At 71.1% G+C, this 13,409-nt stretch carries 17 protein-coding genes; 6 read left to right on the top strand and 11 right to left on the bottom strand.

The genetic code is table 11. The features are described from left to right. The first annotated feature begins 106 nt into the window (after positions 1 to 106). Positions 107 to 397, top strand: coding sequence for a hypothetical protein (locus tag E1288_RS06110; protein ID WP_132482071.1), 291 nt, complete (start codon positions 107 to 109; stop codon positions 395 to 397). 3 nt (positions 398 to 400) lie between these two features. Here E1288_RS06110 and E1288_RS06105 read toward each other — a convergent pair whose 3' ends face one another. The 4 genes from E1288_RS06105 to E1288_RS06090 form a co-directional block, all read right to left on the bottom strand. Next, positions 401 to 1,504, bottom strand: coding sequence for an FUSC family protein (locus E1288_RS06105; protein WP_207954212.1), 1,104 nt, complete (start codon positions 1,502 to 1,504; stop codon positions 401 to 403). Between the two features lie 91 nt (positions 1,505 to 1,595). After that, complete coding sequence (locus tag E1288_RS06100; RefSeq protein WP_132482068.1) at positions 1,596 to 2,006, bottom strand: DUF3151 domain-containing protein; 411 nt, start codon at positions 2,004 to 2,006, stop codon at positions 1,596 to 1,598. Between the two features lie 112 nt (positions 2,007 to 2,118). Beyond that, positions 2,119 to 3,153 (bottom strand): class II fructose-bisphosphate aldolase, encoded by a 1,035-nt coding sequence (gene fbaA, locus E1288_RS06095; protein WP_132482065.1) that lies wholly within the window; start codon positions 3,151 to 3,153, stop codon positions 2,119 to 2,121. Between the two features lie 243 nt (positions 3,154 to 3,396). Next, positions 3,397 to 3,675, bottom strand: coding sequence for a YciI family protein (locus E1288_RS06090; protein WP_132482062.1), 279 nt, complete (start codon positions 3,673 to 3,675; stop codon positions 3,397 to 3,399). Positions 3,676 to 3,768: 93 nt separating this feature from the next. On the opposite strand from E1288_RS06090, the gene E1288_RS06085 reads away from it, so the two are divergent. From E1288_RS06085 to E1288_RS06065, 5 genes are all read left to right on the top strand, one after another. Beyond that, on the top strand, positions 3,769 to 4,341 hold the full coding sequence (locus E1288_RS06085; protein WP_132482059.1) for a SigE family RNA polymerase sigma factor: 573 nt from the start codon (positions 3,769 to 3,771) through the stop codon (positions 4,339 to 4,341). A gap of 87 nt (positions 4,342 to 4,428) precedes the next feature. Further along, the gene (locus E1288_RS06080; RefSeq protein ID WP_132482056.1) at positions 4,429 to 5,352 is read left to right on the top strand and encodes an ROK family protein; all 924 of its coding nucleotides are present in this window, start codon (positions 4,429 to 4,431) and stop codon (positions 5,350 to 5,352) included. Beyond that, positions 5,349 to 6,497: an N-acetylglucosamine-6-phosphate deacetylase gene (gene nagA, locus E1288_RS06075; protein ID WP_132482053.1), complete on the top strand. Its 1,149-nt coding sequence runs from the start codon at positions 5,349 to 5,351 to the stop codon at positions 6,495 to 6,497. The genes E1288_RS06080 and nagA overlap by 4 nt, the downstream gene beginning before the upstream one ends. 235 nt (positions 6,498 to 6,732) lie before the next feature. Next, the gene (locus E1288_RS06070; protein WP_132482049.1) at positions 6,733 to 6,936 is read left to right on the top strand and encodes a hypothetical protein; all 204 of its coding nucleotides are present in this window, start codon (positions 6,733 to 6,735) and stop codon (positions 6,934 to 6,936) included. A 102-nt stretch (positions 6,937 to 7,038) separates the two neighbouring features. Next, the gene (locus E1288_RS06065) at positions 7,039 to 7,728 is read left to right on the top strand and encodes a DedA family protein (RefSeq protein ID WP_235883374.1); all 690 of its coding nucleotides are present in this window, start codon (positions 7,039 to 7,041) and stop codon (positions 7,726 to 7,728) included. Between the two features lie 63 nt (positions 7,729 to 7,791). Here the strand turns inward: E1288_RS06065 and E1288_RS06060 are convergent, their stop codons facing one another. The 7 genes from E1288_RS06060 to E1288_RS06030 all read right to left on the bottom strand — a co-directional run bounded on the left by E1288_RS06060 (position 7,792) and on the right by E1288_RS06030 (position 13,380). Then, positions 7,792 to 8,475: a DUF899 domain-containing protein gene (locus tag E1288_RS06060; RefSeq protein WP_132482046.1), complete on the bottom strand. Its 684-nt coding sequence runs from the start codon at positions 8,473 to 8,475 to the stop codon at positions 7,792 to 7,794. A gap of 87 nt (positions 8,476 to 8,562) precedes the next feature. Further along, complete coding sequence (locus tag E1288_RS06055; RefSeq protein ID WP_132482043.1) at positions 8,563 to 9,207, bottom strand: TrmH family RNA methyltransferase; 645 nt, start codon at positions 9,205 to 9,207, stop codon at positions 8,563 to 8,565. Beyond that, positions 9,204 to 9,752, bottom strand: coding sequence for an orotate phosphoribosyltransferase (gene pyrE, locus E1288_RS06050; protein ID WP_132482041.1), 549 nt, complete (start codon positions 9,750 to 9,752; stop codon positions 9,204 to 9,206). Before pyrE ends, E1288_RS06055 begins: the two co-directional genes overlap by 4 nt. Positions 9,753 to 9,863: 111 nt before the next feature. Next, on the bottom strand, positions 9,864 to 10,637 hold the full coding sequence (locus E1288_RS06045; protein ID WP_132482038.1) for an SDR family NAD(P)-dependent oxidoreductase: 774 nt from the start codon (positions 10,635 to 10,637) through the stop codon (positions 9,864 to 9,866). Positions 10,638 to 10,745: 108 nt separating this feature from the next. Beyond that, the gene (locus E1288_RS06040; RefSeq protein ID WP_235883373.1) at positions 10,746 to 11,474 is read right to left on the bottom strand and encodes a type III secretion system chaperone family protein; all 729 of its coding nucleotides are present in this window, start codon (positions 11,472 to 11,474) and stop codon (positions 10,746 to 10,748) included. A gap of 153 nt (positions 11,475 to 11,627) precedes the next feature. Further along, positions 11,628 to 12,404, bottom strand: a complete 777-nt coding sequence (locus E1288_RS06035) for a S1 family peptidase (protein ID WP_132482032.1) — start codon at positions 12,402 to 12,404, stop codon at positions 11,628 to 11,630. Between the two features lie 46 nt (positions 12,405 to 12,450). Beyond that, on the bottom strand, positions 12,451 to 13,380 hold the full coding sequence (locus E1288_RS06030; protein WP_132482029.1) for an ABC transporter permease subunit: 930 nt from the start codon (positions 13,378 to 13,380) through the stop codon (positions 12,451 to 12,453). Positions 13,381 to 13,409 lie beyond the last annotated feature (29 nt).

The following is a 13,409-nucleotide window of genomic DNA, read 5'->3' as shown; positions in this document are numbered from 1 at the left end:
ACCGGCGCCCCCCACGCACGCCCGGTGCCGGTTTCGCGCGAAACCGGCGACCGACCGCGCCGCTGCTGGCAGGACATACTGGGGCAGCCGCGAGGAGGGCCGTTCCATGTCAGACCACGCAGAGCCGGACCGCTCGACCGCACCGGAGCCTGCGGTGCGGCGCTCCGAGGTGACCGCGCCGCCGGGCGGGGTGATGACCGACGAGGTCGGGGTCATCACCGGCGACCTGGAGCTGGCCACCGAATGCGCCGGCGGCGACGTCACGGTATGGGTGCGCTACGCGGGCGCAGCGGAGTGGTACCGGCTCTCGGCGGCCGACTGCCACCTCCACGACCCGCGCGATCACGAAGCCCTGCACAACGCCCTGATCGCGGTCCTGAACCGCCCCGCGGGCTGACGCTCAGCCGGACTTCTCCTCCGGGTGCAGGGGCGGCAGGGCGGCGATCGCCTCGGTCCGGCTGAGGCCGGTGGCCTGCAGGAGGTCCACCGCGATCGAGCGGACCTGCAGCACCACCACCTGCATCGAGAAGTCCCCCTCGCCGAGGAGTTCCACTGTGGACTTCTTGGCGACGGATCTGGCCGCCGCGCGGGTCTGCAGCGGATCGACGCCGCTGGCCAGCTCGTCGCGCAGCAGAACCACGGCGCCCGCCAGCTCCTCCAGGAGCCCCGGCAGCGGGCGCGGCACCGGCTCGCCGTCCCGCAACGCGGCGAGCGCCCGGCGCGCGAGCACGCGCGTGTTGCGCAGCGCGCGGTCGATCGGCGTCGCCGCGGTCTCGTAGCGCTCCAGGTCGCCGCGCCGCCGCCACCGGATGGGCGCGAACCGCGCGATCTCCTGCCCGGCCTCCAGCGCCGCGCGGAGCTCCTCCACGTCGTGTTGACTCTTGCGCGCCTTCGCCAGCACGTCGGCGGCGAGTTCGATGTCCTGCCGCGCCACCGCGTTCCCGACGCCGCGGAGCGCGTCGGCGAGGGCGCCGAGCACGAGCCGCCCGTTGCGGTGCGCCACGGCGAGCGGGTTGGCGGGCAGCAGCGCGGCGACGATGAAGCCGACCAGCCCGCCGATCGCGGCGTCGAGCATCCGCGTCAGCCCGCCGGCGGTGGCCGGCGGCAGCAGCGTCGCGACCAGCACCGACGACGACGCGGCCTGCAGCACGATCACGACGCCGCTGTCCAGCAGCACGGCGGTGCTCATGGCCAGCGCAACGACCAGCGCGATCTGCCAGCTCCCCGTGCCGATGAACGAGATCAGGATGTCGCCGACCCCGACGCCGATGCTGACGCCGACGACGAGTTCCAGGGCGCGCCGCATCCGCTGGCCCAGCGAGACGCCGAGCGAGATGACCGCGGCGATCGGCGCGAAGAACGGCGCCGGGTGGCCGAACAGGTGGTGGGCCAGGAACCACGCGAGACCGGCCGCGATCGCGCACTGGGCGATGGGAACTCCGGTGCGCATGAGGCGGCGCAAGCGGCGGACGAGTTCCTCGCGCAGTCGGTGCACGCTCCGCATTGTCCGACAGATCGCGGTGCAATCCGAGTGCCGCCGCAGTGATCCTCACTCGATCTGCGCGACCGGGCGCGGGGCCCGGTCGCGCAGCGGCTCAGGCCAGGCCGGTCGCGTCCAGGGAAGCCGGGTCGCTGTCGGCGAGCAGCTGGCGGCAGCGGTCGAACTCGTCGGCCTCGCCGATCGCCCTCGCGGCCTTCGCCAGCGCCGCGATCGAGCGGAGCACGCCCTGGTTCGGGGCGTGCCGCCACGGCACCGGGCCGAAGCCCTTCCAGCCGGCCTTGCGCAGCGCGTCCAGGCCGCGGTGGTAGCCGGTGCGGGCGTAGGCGTAGGCGGCGATGTGCTCGTCGGCGTCGAGCGCGGCTTCCGCGAGCGCGGCCCACGCGGCGCTGAAGGTGGGGTGGTGCGCGGCGACCTCGGCCGGGTCAGTGCCGGCGGCCAGCTCGCCCTGCGCGGCCTCGTTCTCCGGTAGCAGGGTCTCCGGCGGTTCCAACAGGTTCCTCGTCATGCCCCAATCCTTCCAGGTACGACGACGGCCCGTCCGCCACCAGGCGAACGAGCCGTCGCAGTCCGAGGGGTGCCGACTTCTCGCGAAATCGCGCGCCCTCCAGGTGAAAAGATCAGCCGGCGAGCATGCGGCCCGCGGACTTGAGGTTCTCGCAGGCGTGGGCGACGCGGGCCGCCATCGCCTGCTCGGCGACCTTCAGGTAGCTGCGCGGGTCGTAGGCCTTCTTGTTGCCGACCTCGCCGTCGATCTTCAGCACGCCGTCGTAGTTCTTGAACATGTGGTCCGCGACGGGGCGGGTGAATGCGTACTGGGTGTCGGTGTCGATGTTCATCTTCACCACGCCGTAGGAGACCGCCTCGTGGATCTCCTCCAACAGCGAGCCGGAGCCGCCGTGGAAGACCAGGTCGAACGGCTTCGAGCCGGCCGGCAGGCCAAGCTTCTCCGTCACCACGTCCTGACCCTGCTTGAGGATCTCCGGGCGCAGCTTGACGTTGCCCGGCTTGTAGACGCCGTGCACGTTGCCGAACGTGGCGGCCAGCAGGTAGCGGCCCTTCTCGCCGCTGCCGAGGGCGTCCACGGTCTTCTCGTAGTCGCCGGGCGCGGTGTAGAGCTTCTCGTTGATGTCGTTGGCGACGCCGTCTTCCTCGCCGCCGACGACGCCGACCTCCAGCTCCAGGATGATCTTGGCCTTGGCTGCGGCGGCCAGCAGCTCCTGGGCGATCTCCAGGTTCTCGTCCAGGTCGATGGCCGAGCCGTCCCACATGTGCGACTGGAACAGCGGGTTCTCGCCGCGGTCGACCCGCTCCTGGCTGATCTGGATCAGCGGCCGGACGAATCCGTCCAGCTTGTCCTTCGGGCAGTGGTCGGTGTGCAGCGCGATGTTCACCGGGTACTTCGCGGCCACCACGTGCGCGAACTCGGCCAGCGCCGTCGCGCCGGTGACCATGTCCTTGACCTTGGTGCCGGAGGCGAACTCGGCGCCACCGGTCGAGAACTGGATGATGCCGTCACTCTCGGCCTCGGCGAACCCGCGCAGCGCCGCGTTGAGCGTCTCCGACGAGGTCACGTTGATGGCCGGGTAGGCGAATTCGCCCGCCTTCGCCCGGTCCAGCATCTCCGCGTAGACCTCGGGGGTCGCGATGGGCATCGGTCGTCCTCCTCGGGGTGGAGTTTGGTCTTGGTGACGGGAAGTCGCGCAGCATCCTACGAGCTCATGCCCGTTGTCAGCGGGCCCGTTCGGCCCGGTGCCACACTTTCGCGTCACAGTGCCCCAGACGGGGCTGTCTTGGAAAGCCGGTGACAGGATTCAGAACGGGACGAATCCTGTGGACATCCTCACACGCTGCAGGTTCGGCGGCCAGAGAGCCCGCCGATTCGATCTTGGTAGCGGCTAGGCCCAGGCGCCGGTGAGCAGGTTCCACTCGCGGACGGTGGTCTTGGCGATCACGCCGGCCTCCGTGTAGGGATCCGCGGCGAGGACCCCGCCGAGCTCGTCGGCGTCGGCGGTCTCGTAGATCAGCTGGGCGCCGAGGTTGTCGGCGAACGGGCCGCCGGCCAGCAGCACGCCGCGCTCGGCGAGTCCGCGGCAGTACTCCCGGTGCGCGGGCCGCACCTCGAGGCGGCGCTCCTCGTCCTCGCCGTACACCAGCTCGACCACGAACTTGGCCATGTTCCCGACACCTCCGCTGCAGATCACCGATCGATATCGACGCTACCCGGTCGTGTTATCCGCGCCAGTGGCCAGCCGGTAGGTTGTTCGATCATGGCCGGTGATTCGCACAGCACCGAACGGAGCGTGGAGCAGACCCTCGGACATCTGCGCGCGCTGGACAGCGCGGCGGTGGACACCACGGCGCAACCGCTGACCCTGGAAGACCTGTACCGCCAGCAGCGCATGCGGATGGTGCGGCTGGCGATCCTGCTGGTCGACGACCCTGCGACGGCCGAGGACGTGGTGCAGGAGGCGTTCACCGGGCTGTACCGGAACTGGTCCGGGCTGCGCGACGCGCGCGCCGCGATCGGGTACCTGCGCACCGCGGTCGTCAACGGCAGCCGCTCGGTGCTGCGGCGCCGCAAGACGGCCCGCGAGTACCAGCCGCCGCACCAGGCCGACGCCCGTTCGGCCGAATCGCTGGCGATGTTGACGGCCGAGCACCAGGCGGTCGTGGAGTCGCTGGGCAAGCTGCCGCGGCGGCAGCGCGAGGTGCTGGTGCTGCGGTACTACGGGAACCTCACGGAAGCGGAGATCGCCGAGGCCACGGGCGTTTCGAAGGGCACCGTGAAGTCGACCGCGAGCCGCGGCCTAGAGGCCCTGCAGAAGCTGATGGGCAACTGATCGACGGGGAAGTCCGCGAAATCCCAGTCGAACGACACACCGATTTGGTGTAGACCATTGGGTGGCCGGTAGCGGAGGATCGTCGGCGTGACCGCACACGCCATCGCCGTAGACGTCGGCGGTACCGACATGAAGGCCGCCCTGGTGGCCGTCGGCCGCGATACCGCTCGGCAGTTGCGCCATGCGCGCCGCCCGACCCCGCGCGGCTCGGACGGCGCAGCGACCGCCGACCTCGTCGTCGAAGCCGTGGCCGAACTGGTGTCCGAACTGCGCTCCGGCGCTGACTCGGTGGACGCCGTCGGCGTCGTGGTGCCCGGTGTGGTCGACGAGGCGCGCGGTGTCGGAGTGTTCTCCGCGAACCTCGGTTGGCGGGACGTGCCGCTGCGCGACCGGCTCGCCGCCCGCATCGACCTGCCACTGGCCTTCGGCCACGACGTCCGCGCCGGCGGGCTCGCCGAGGCGCGCCTGGGCGCCGCCCGCGGCATGCGCGACGTGGTCGTGCTGCCGATCGGCACCGGGATCGCCGCGGCGCTGGTGCTCGACGGCCGGCTCTACTCCGGCGGCGGCTTCGCCGGCGAGATCGGGCACATCGACGTCGGTCACGGCGAGCCGTGCGGCTGCGGTAGCAACGGCTGCGTCGAGGCCATGGCTTCGTCGGCCGCGGTCGCCCGCCGCTACCGGGCGCGCACGGGGCGGGACGTCTCGGGCGCCGACGTCGCCGCCGCGGTGCGGACCGGCGATCCGGACGCCCAGGCGGTTTGGCAGGACGCGATCGACGCACTGGCCAGGGGGTTGCTGGTGCTCATAACGGTCGCAGCGCCCGAGTGCGTCGTGCTCGGCGGCGGGTTCGCGCAGGCCGGCGATTTGCTCGTCGACCCGCTGCGCGCCCGGTTGGACGGCATGCTGGCGGCATACCACCGCCGCCCCCACCTCAAATTGGCCGAGCTCGGTGACACCGCGGGCTGCCTCGGTGCAGCGCTGCTGGCGACGGAAGGGTTGAAAACACCGTGAACGCTCCCGAACTGATCCTCGCCGGTGGGCAGGTCGTCACCGCCGACGGAGTGCTGGACCGCGGTTGGGTCCGGGTCTCAGGCGGCCAGATCGCCGCGGTCGGCAGCGGCCCCGCGCCGGACGGCCCCGCCGTCGACCTGGCCGGCCGGTGGCTGGTGCCCGGCTTCGTGGACATCCACTGCCACGGCGGTGGCGGCGGCTCCTTCACCGGCATCGAGCTCGACCAGTCGCACGCCGCGATCAACACCCACCGCGCGCACGGCACGACGACGATGCTGGCCAGCCTCGTGTCGGCGCCGCTGCCCGACCTCGCCAAGCAGATCAGCGCACTCAGCGAGCTGGTCGTCGACGGCGCGCTGGCGGGCATCCACCTGGAGGGGCCGTTCCTGTCGGCGGCGCGCTGCGGCGCGCACGACCCGGCGATCCTCCGCCCGCCGGAGGCCTCCGCCGTCCAGCAGCTGCTGGACGCGGGTCGGGGCGCGGTGCGGATGATCACGCTGGCGCCGGAGCTGCCGGAGTCGTCGAGCGCCATCCGGCGGCTGGTCGACCAGGGCGTGATCGCCGCCGTCGGGCACACCGACGCCGTGCTGGACCAGGTGGTGCCTGCGGTGGAGGCGGGCGCGACGGTCGCCACGCACCTGTTCAACGCGATGCGCCCGCTGCACCACCGGGAGCCGGGCCCGATCGGCGTCCTGCTGGAGGACGAGCGGGTGACCGTCGAGCTCATCTGCGACCTGGTGCACCTGCACCCGGCGGTGGTGAAGCTGGCCGCCTCGCACGCGGGCACCGGGCGGACCGTGCTGGTCACCGACGCGATCAGCGCGACCGAAGCGGGCGACGGCACCTACGAGCTGGGCAAGCTGCCGGTCACGGTGACCGACGGCGAGCCGCGGCTCGCGGACGGCTCGCTGGCGGGCAGCACGCTGACGATGGACGTGGCGTTCCGGAACCTGGTCCGCAGCTGCGGCCTGACGGTGCCGGCGGCGGTGGCGGCGTCGTCGACGAAGCCGGCGCAGCTGCTCGGCCTCGGCGACCGGATCGGCGAGATCCGCCAGGGTCTCGCGGCGGACCTGGTCGTGCTGAACGCCGACCTGCAGCTGGACGCGGTGATGAAGGACGGCACCTGGGTGACCGAACCGAGCTGAGCACCGTGCCGAGGGGTTTGTCCGCAATTTCAATGGAAATCGAAGGTCCGATTTCCATTGAAATTGCGGAAGTTGTCCACACCTCCCGGCGTGTCGTGGCCGGACACGCCGGAGAACCGCAACTTCCATTGAAATTGCGGCCGGTACGCGAAGTCCCAGCTCCGCCGCTCCGCCGCACCGCTCGGCTTCGCCGCAACGGTCCGGCTCCGCCGGGCCCCTCGCTTACGCTCGGGGGGTGACCCGACCCGACCCAGCACACCTCCTGTCGGCGGCGCTGCGCGCCCAGGCCGGGGGCAGCCCCGGCACGGCTCCGCAGCCTCCGCCCGCTCCGCCGCGCAAGCGCCTCCCGGTGGTCGGCGTGCTGTTGTTCGCGCTGATCGTCGGGCTCCTGGCCGGAGCCATCGCCGGAGCGCTCACGCTGTTCCCCGTGGCGATCTGAGCCGATACCCACTTCCGGGTGATCATGGGATTGCCCAGCGTGTTCGGCGGGCTTGCTCGCCCGGGGGTTGGCGCAGGGGCGGTCACGGTACCGTTGGCAAGCGTGACGACCGAATTGCCCGCGATTGTCGACGCCGCCGCGAACACTCCCGCGCTCGCCCTCCTGCCGGACTGGCTCGATCCGGAGCACATCATCCAGTCGATGGGGCCTTTCGCCCTGATCGGCGTGTGCCTGATCATCTTCGCCGAGTGCGGCCTGCTCATCGGGTTCTTCCTGCCCGGTGACTCCCTGCTGTTCGTGACGGGCCTGTTCGTCGCCACCGGCGCGATCGACACCCCGATCTGGCTGGTGTGCGTGCTGCTAGCGGTGTGCGCGTTCGTGGGCAACGTGACCGGGTACTGGATCGGCCGCAAGGTCGGGCCGTCGATGTTCAACAAGCCGGACTCGAAGCTGTTCAAGAAGGAGCACGTGGACAAGACCCACGAGTTCTTCGAGAAGTACGGCGCGCGCGCGATCATCCTGGCCCGGTTCGTGCCGATCGTGCGGACCTTCATCACCGCCGTCGCGGGCGTCGCGCAGATGGACCAGAAGAAGTTCTTCAGCTACTCCGCGGTCGGCGGCATCGCGTGGACCGTCAGCATGACGGTGCTCGGCTTCTTCCTCGGCAACATCCCGTGGATCAGGAACAACCTCGAAGCGATGGCCATCCTGATCGTGCTGGTCTCGGTCGTCCCGATCATCATCGAATACCTGAAAAGCCGCCGCGAGAAGGCCCGCGGCGCCGCGAGCTGACGAGTCGCCACCTTCGCGCGGATCCGGTGCTCCGGATCCGCGCGAACTGCTTTCCGGGCCGGATCAGGCCTCGCCGTAGCGCGCGGCGATGTCCTCGGAGCTGGCCCACCGGCTGTAGGTGGGCTCCTGCGGCCAGCCCTCGGGCGAGTCCTGCCACTCCTCCCGCCGCCCGTACGGCAGCAGGTCGATCAGCGCGAAGGTATGGCTGAGCTGCTCGCAGCCGCGGCCGTTGGTGTGCCAGGTGCGGTAGACGGTGTCGCCGTCGCGCAGGAACACGTTGACGGCGAATCCCCCGCCGGGCGGTGCGCCGACGTCGGCGCCGAACGGGCTGTTCGCCGTGGAGTACCAGGTCATCTGGTTGCCGACGCGCCGCTTGTAGGCGAGCGCCTCGTCGATCGGGCCCTGGGTGACGATGACGAACCGGGCGTCGTAGTTGTGCAGGAATTCCAGCCGGGTGAACTGCGAGGTGAACCCGGTGCAGCCCGAGCACTGCCATTCCTTGCCGGCGAACCACATGTGGTTGTAGACGATCAGCTGCGACGCGCCGTCGAAGACGTCCGCCAGCCGGACCGGCCCCTCCTCGCCTTCGAGGGTGTAGTCGGGCATCTCGACCATCGGCATGCGGCGGCGCTGCGCGGCGATCGCATCGAGCTCCCGGGTCGCGGCCTTCTCCCGGGCACGCAGCTCGTCGAGCCGGCGCTGCCAGGTCTCGGCATCGACGACGGGCGGTAGGGCGTTGGTGGTCATGGGTTCCCCCCAACCGATCGGGGTCTACTCGCGGTACACCGGAACAGACCCCGCCAGGCCGGAGAACTCATCGGTGGACGCCGCTGGTCACCAGGCGTCGGCGAGATCGGCGTGCTGCTCGATCCAGGTGTGCATCACGACGCCGGCCGCGACCCCGGCGTTGATCGAGCGGGTCGACCCGAACTGCGCGATCGACACCACCAGGTCCGCGCCGAGCCGCGAGTCCTCCCGCAGGCCGGGGCCCTCCTGGCCGAACAGCAGCACGCAGCGGCGGGGCAGCGCCGTCCGCTCGATCGGCACCGCGCCCGCGGTGTTGTCCACCGCCACCAGCGCCAGGTCGTGCTCGGTCGCGTAGCCGCGCAGCGACTCCAGGTCCGGGTGGTGGTGGATGTGCTGGTACCGGTCGGTGACCATCGCGCCGCGCCGGTTCCACCGCCGCCGGCCCACGATGTGCACGGCCTTCGCGGCGAAGGCGTTCGCGGTGCGCACCACCGTGCCGATGTTGTGGTCGTGCTGGAAGTTCTCGATGGCCACGTGGAAGTCGTGCCGCCGCAGGTCCAGGTCGGCGACGATCGCCTCGCGCCGCCAGTACCGGTAGTGGTCCACGACGTTGCGCCGGTCGCCGTGCTCCAGCAGCTCCGGGTCGTAGCGCTCGTCCGCCGGCCACGGGCCCGGCCAGGGCCCGACGCCGACGGTGGTGCCCCACTCGGTGGGACCGAGCTCCTCGCTCACGCCAACCCGAGGTCGGCCAGGCCCAGCAGCGAGCGGTACGGCAGCCCGGCGGCCTCGATGGCCTCGCGCGCGCCGGTGTCGCGGTCGACCACGGTGGCCACCCCGACGATCTCGGCGTCGGCCGCGCGCAGCGCCTCGACGGCGGTGAGGACGCTGCCGCCGGTGGTGGAGGTGTCCTCGACGGCGAGCACCCGGCGCCCCGTGACGTCGGGGCCCTCGATCAGCCGCTGCATGCCGTGCGTCTTGGTGCTCTTGCGGACGACGAAGGAGTCCAGCCCGGGGCCTTCGGCGTGCATCATCGCGGTGGCGACGGGGTCCGCGCCGAGGGTGAGGCCACCGACGGCGACGTAGTCCCAGTCGGCGGTGAGCTGGCGCAGCAGCGTGCCGATCAGCGGCGCCGCCTGGTGGTGCAGCGTCGCTCGGCGAAGATCGACGTAGTAGTCGGCTTCCTTGCCGGAGGAGAGGGTGACCCGACCGTGCACGACGGCGAGCTCCCGGACCAGGCGGGCGAGCTCGGTGCGCTGCTGTTCATCCACTTTGACCACGAGTTTTCAGCATACCGGCCGGGTACCGGGCCACTTCCGCGACGGGGTCCGTGAGCGTTTCGGGGCGCTATTGCACCCCAAAGCGCTCACGGCCCGACGCCCTTCGAATACTCAGGTGCGGCCCGGGACGGTGCGCTTCACGATCATCCGCTGGAGCTTCTGCGGCACCAGCCGGCCGATGGCGACCAGCGCCTTGTACTGCACGCCCGGCACCGACACGCTCTTGCCCTCGCGCAGGTCGGACAGCGCCGCGTGCACCACCTGGTCGGCCTGCAGCCAGAACGCCCTGGGCAGGCGGCCCATCTCCAGCCCGGCCCGCTGGTGGAACTCGGTCTGGGTGAAGCCCGGGCACAGCGCCATGACCCGCACCCCGGTGCCGGTCAGTGACACCGACAGCCCCTCGGAGAAGGCGGTCACGTAGGCCTTGGTCGCCCCGTAGGTGGAACCGGCGACCGGGAAGAAGCCGGCGACGCTGGACACGTTGATCACGTCGCCCTGGCCGCGCTCCCGCATCCCGCGCACCGCGGCGTGGGTCAGCGCCAGCACGGCGGCGACGTTGACGTCCAGCTGCCGCTGCAGCTCGGCGGCGGTGGTGTCCCAGAACGCCCCGGCCGTGCCGAACCCGGCGTTGTTGACCAGCAGGTCGACCGGCCGGTCGGGGTCGGCGAGGCGCCGCTCGACCTCGGCGCGCTGCTCGGGGTCGGCGAGGTCCGCCGGGAGCACCTCGACCCGGACGCCGTGCCGGGCCTGCAGGCGATCGGCGAGTTCGGCGAGCCGTCCGGCGTCGCGGGCCACCAGGACCATGTCGTGGCCCTCGGCGGCGAGTCGGCGGGAGAAGGCGCGCCCGATGCCCGCGGTGGCGCCGGTGACGAGTGCGGTAGCCATGGCCCGAACCTACCGAAGAGTTCGCCCGCCGCGACCACCCGCCGGGGGCACCGCAATTTCCATTGAAATCGAACCTTCGATTTCAATGGAAATTGCGGACTACCGAGGTCAGCGCGAGCGTTCCGACGGCTCCCGCTCGGCGTCGACGAGCTCGTCGTCCTCCACCGCGGCGTCGGCGCCGTCGCCCTCGTTCGGGTCGGTGTCGAAGGGGTCGATCAGGTCGGCGAGTTCGCCGAGGTCGCGCAGCAGCCGCTCCAGGCGCGCCGGGTCGGCGTCGTCGGGGTGCAGCGCCGCGAGCACCCAGTCGTTCTCCAGCCACACCACCGTGACGTCGTGGCCGATCTCCTCGGTGGCGTCCACCAGGTCCGGCGTCACCAGCGGCCGGGCCGCCGCCACCTCGGTGACGAACGCGTACCGCGAGCCGACCGGGCCGAGCAGGTCCAGCTCGGAGTCCTGCGGCACCGGGACGTCGGGCAGCCACAGCTCGATGGTGGCCGGGGCGGACCGGCGGCAGCGGATGGCGGCCAGCACCGCGGCCGCCTTGCCGTTGACATCGAGGTCGAGGACGTACACCTGGCGCCGCCCATCGGCGGTGAACGTGGACCCGGCCACCACGTCGGTGGCCGTCACGCCGCCGAACTGGGCCAGCACGCCGCGCTCCCACCTGGTCGGCAGGACCTGGTCCACCTCGGCGAACTGCCAGCCGCGCAGCGCGGCCCAACGGCGTCGCTCGCGGTTGTTCGACGCGCGCTGGGATCGGTCGGCGATCAGCAGCACGACGCCCGCACCGATGGCGACGACGGCGATGACGAACCAGAGCCACGCAGGTATGCCCACACAGCGCAGGGTAGTCCGATCATCGCCGAACACGAAGATCACCTGGGCATCCGGTGCGGAACCGCTCCATCGGCTGATATTGACCTGGGAAAACACGTCACGGAAAGGTGCGGTCGGGGCGGCGCGCCCCGGCCGCACCTCCGATCAGGTGGTTCAGCCGCCGATCGTCTGGCCGATCCAGTCCCGGACCGCGACCGGGTCGGCGAAGATGTCGGGCTCGCCGCCGCAGACCGCCTCCTCCGCGGTGCCGCCGAACCGGCTCGTGATGCCGATCTGCTCCCAGCGCCCGGCCGCGTCGCGGATCAGCGCCGGACCGCCGGAGTCGCCCTGGCAGACGGAGTCGCCGGTGGCGGGCGGCCGAACGCAGGTGTCGACGCTGCCGTCGGTCTTGGCGCACTCGGCGTCGTCGCCCACCTCGGCGTCGTACTGCTTCAGCTGGCGCGGGAAGGCCGGGACCTCGCCGCAGTCGAACTCGCTGCACTCCCGGCCCCAGCCGATCAGCCGGGTGTCCTTGCCCGGCACCTGCCCGGCGTCCGCGATCCGCACCGCCGGCAGGTCGACGGGCCGGTCGAGCTTCAGCAGCGCGAAGTCGTACTGCGCCAGGTACTCCTTCTTGTACTGCGGGTGCAGGACCTTCTCGGTGATCCGGCGCTCCTCGCCGCCGGTGGTGCGGTCCGGGCTGCCGATGCGCGCTGTCAGCTGCCCCGCGTCGAACGAGTCGACGCAGTGCCCGGCGGTCAGCAGCCAGTCGTCGTCTATCAGCGTCGCTCCGCAGTGGAACCTGGGCTCGTCCGGCACCTGCAGCGACGCCATGAACGGGTACTGCTCGTCCGCCGGAACGCCACCGACGATCGCGCCGGCGCTACCGGCGGTCGCGATCCCGACCAGCGCCGCGCCGAAGGCGGCAGCGAGCAACTTGGTGATGCGCATGGTTTTCCTCTCGATTCGGTGAAGGTCCCGGGCAAGGCCGGGAAGATCAGATCGCCTTGCGGCGCAACAGCCAGCAGGTCAGCGCGATGCACGCCGCGCCGAGCACCAGGAACACCCCGGCGTCGACGAACTGGAACGTCCAGAACCGGCTTCCGGGCTGGACGAGCAATATCCGGGTGTAACCGGCCGCGCTGAGCTGGTCCATCTCGGCCGAGCCGACGGAGTTCGGCGCATGCGGAACGCCGCTGGCCCGGAGCGCCCCGAAGATGTCGAACTCCTCGCCTTCCGGGCTCCGGTAGACGGACTCGGTCACCCAGCCGCGAGGCCCCCGGTAGTACTCGTCGGCTGTGAGGCGCTGCGGTGACATGTAGTGCGGTCGCAGCCACGCCACGACGGGCAGGAAGACGGCCAGGAAACCGACCAGCGACAACGCCATCCCGACGAGGAGGTGCTTGGTCACCGTTCCGGCCAGGACGCCGAGCGCGAAACCGAACACGCACGTCGCGGGGAAGGACGGCAGCACCATGCCGAAGGCTTCGAACCAGCTCCACTCCGGCACGGCCGGCTGGAAGTACCACACGTACGCCGCCGAGAACACGGTGCTGAGCACGGCAACCGCGCCGCCGAGCAGGAACACCTTGCTGAACAGCCAGTGCTCGCGGGAGATTCCCTGCGTCCAGGCGTAGCGGAAGGTTCGCTGCTCGATCTCCCGCGTCAGCATCGGCGCGCCCAGGAACGCGCCGATCAGCGCCGGCAGCACGGGAAGCAGTGTCCCCTGCAGGTTGCTCAGCATGCTGAGGGACGACGTCCACTCACCGCAGTCGATCCCGATACCGATGCAGTCGACCAACTCGGCCCGACCCAGCCAATCCCGCATTCCGTTGCCCAGCAACAGGAACCACGTGGCGAAACCGATCAGGACCGCGCCGACCAGGGCGACCATCAACCGATGTTGCCGCCAGGTCAACCAGATCATTCGTACCTCCGGTTTTGGGTTTTTCCGGG

The sequence above is a fragment of the Saccharopolyspora elongata genome, from assembly GCF_004348985.1.
Classification (GTDB): Bacteria; Actinomycetota; Actinomycetes; order Mycobacteriales; family Pseudonocardiaceae; genus Saccharopolyspora; species Saccharopolyspora elongata.
This window is presented reverse-complemented; position numbering and strand designations above follow the sequence as displayed.

What these genes read in the sequence shown, in the direction of transcription:
- E1288_RS06085 (WP_132482059.1), top strand. Translation starts at nt 3,769, where the DNA reads ATGGCCGGTGATTCGCACAGCACCGAACGGAGCGTGGAGCAGACCCTC.
- E1288_RS06110 (WP_132482071.1), top strand. Translation starts at nt 107, where the DNA reads ATGTCAGACCACGCAGAGCCGGACCGCTCGACCGCACCGGAGCCTGCG.
- E1288_RS06045 (WP_132482038.1), bottom strand. Translation starts at nt 10,637, where the DNA reads ATGGCTACCGCACTCGTCACCGGCGCCACCGCGGGCATCGGGCGCGCC.
- fbaA (WP_132482065.1), bottom strand. Translation starts at nt 3,153, where the DNA reads ATGCCCATCGCGACCCCCGAGGTCTACGCGGAGATGCTGGACCGGGCG.
- E1288_RS06090 (WP_132482062.1), bottom strand. Translation starts at nt 3,675, where the DNA reads ATGGCCAAGTTCGTGGTCGAGCTGGTGTACGGCGAGGACGAGGAGCGC.
- E1288_RS06105 (WP_207954212.1), bottom strand. Translation starts at nt 1,504, where the DNA reads ATGCGGAGCGTGCACCGACTGCGCGAGGAACTCGTCCGCCGCTTGCGC.
- E1288_RS06030 (WP_132482029.1), bottom strand. Translation starts at nt 13,380, where the DNA reads ATGATCTGGTTGACCTGGCGGCAACATCGGTTGATGGTCGCCCTGGTC.
- E1288_RS06060 (WP_132482046.1), bottom strand. Translation starts at nt 8,475, where the DNA reads ATGACCACCAACGCCCTACCGCCCGTCGTCGATGCCGAGACCTGGCAG.
- E1288_RS06035 (WP_132482032.1), bottom strand. Translation starts at nt 12,404, where the DNA reads ATGCGCATCACCAAGTTGCTCGCTGCCGCCTTCGGCGCGGCGCTGGTC.
- E1288_RS06100 (WP_132482068.1), bottom strand. Translation starts at nt 2,006, where the DNA reads ATGACGAGGAACCTGTTGGAACCGCCGGAGACCCTGCTACCGGAGAAC.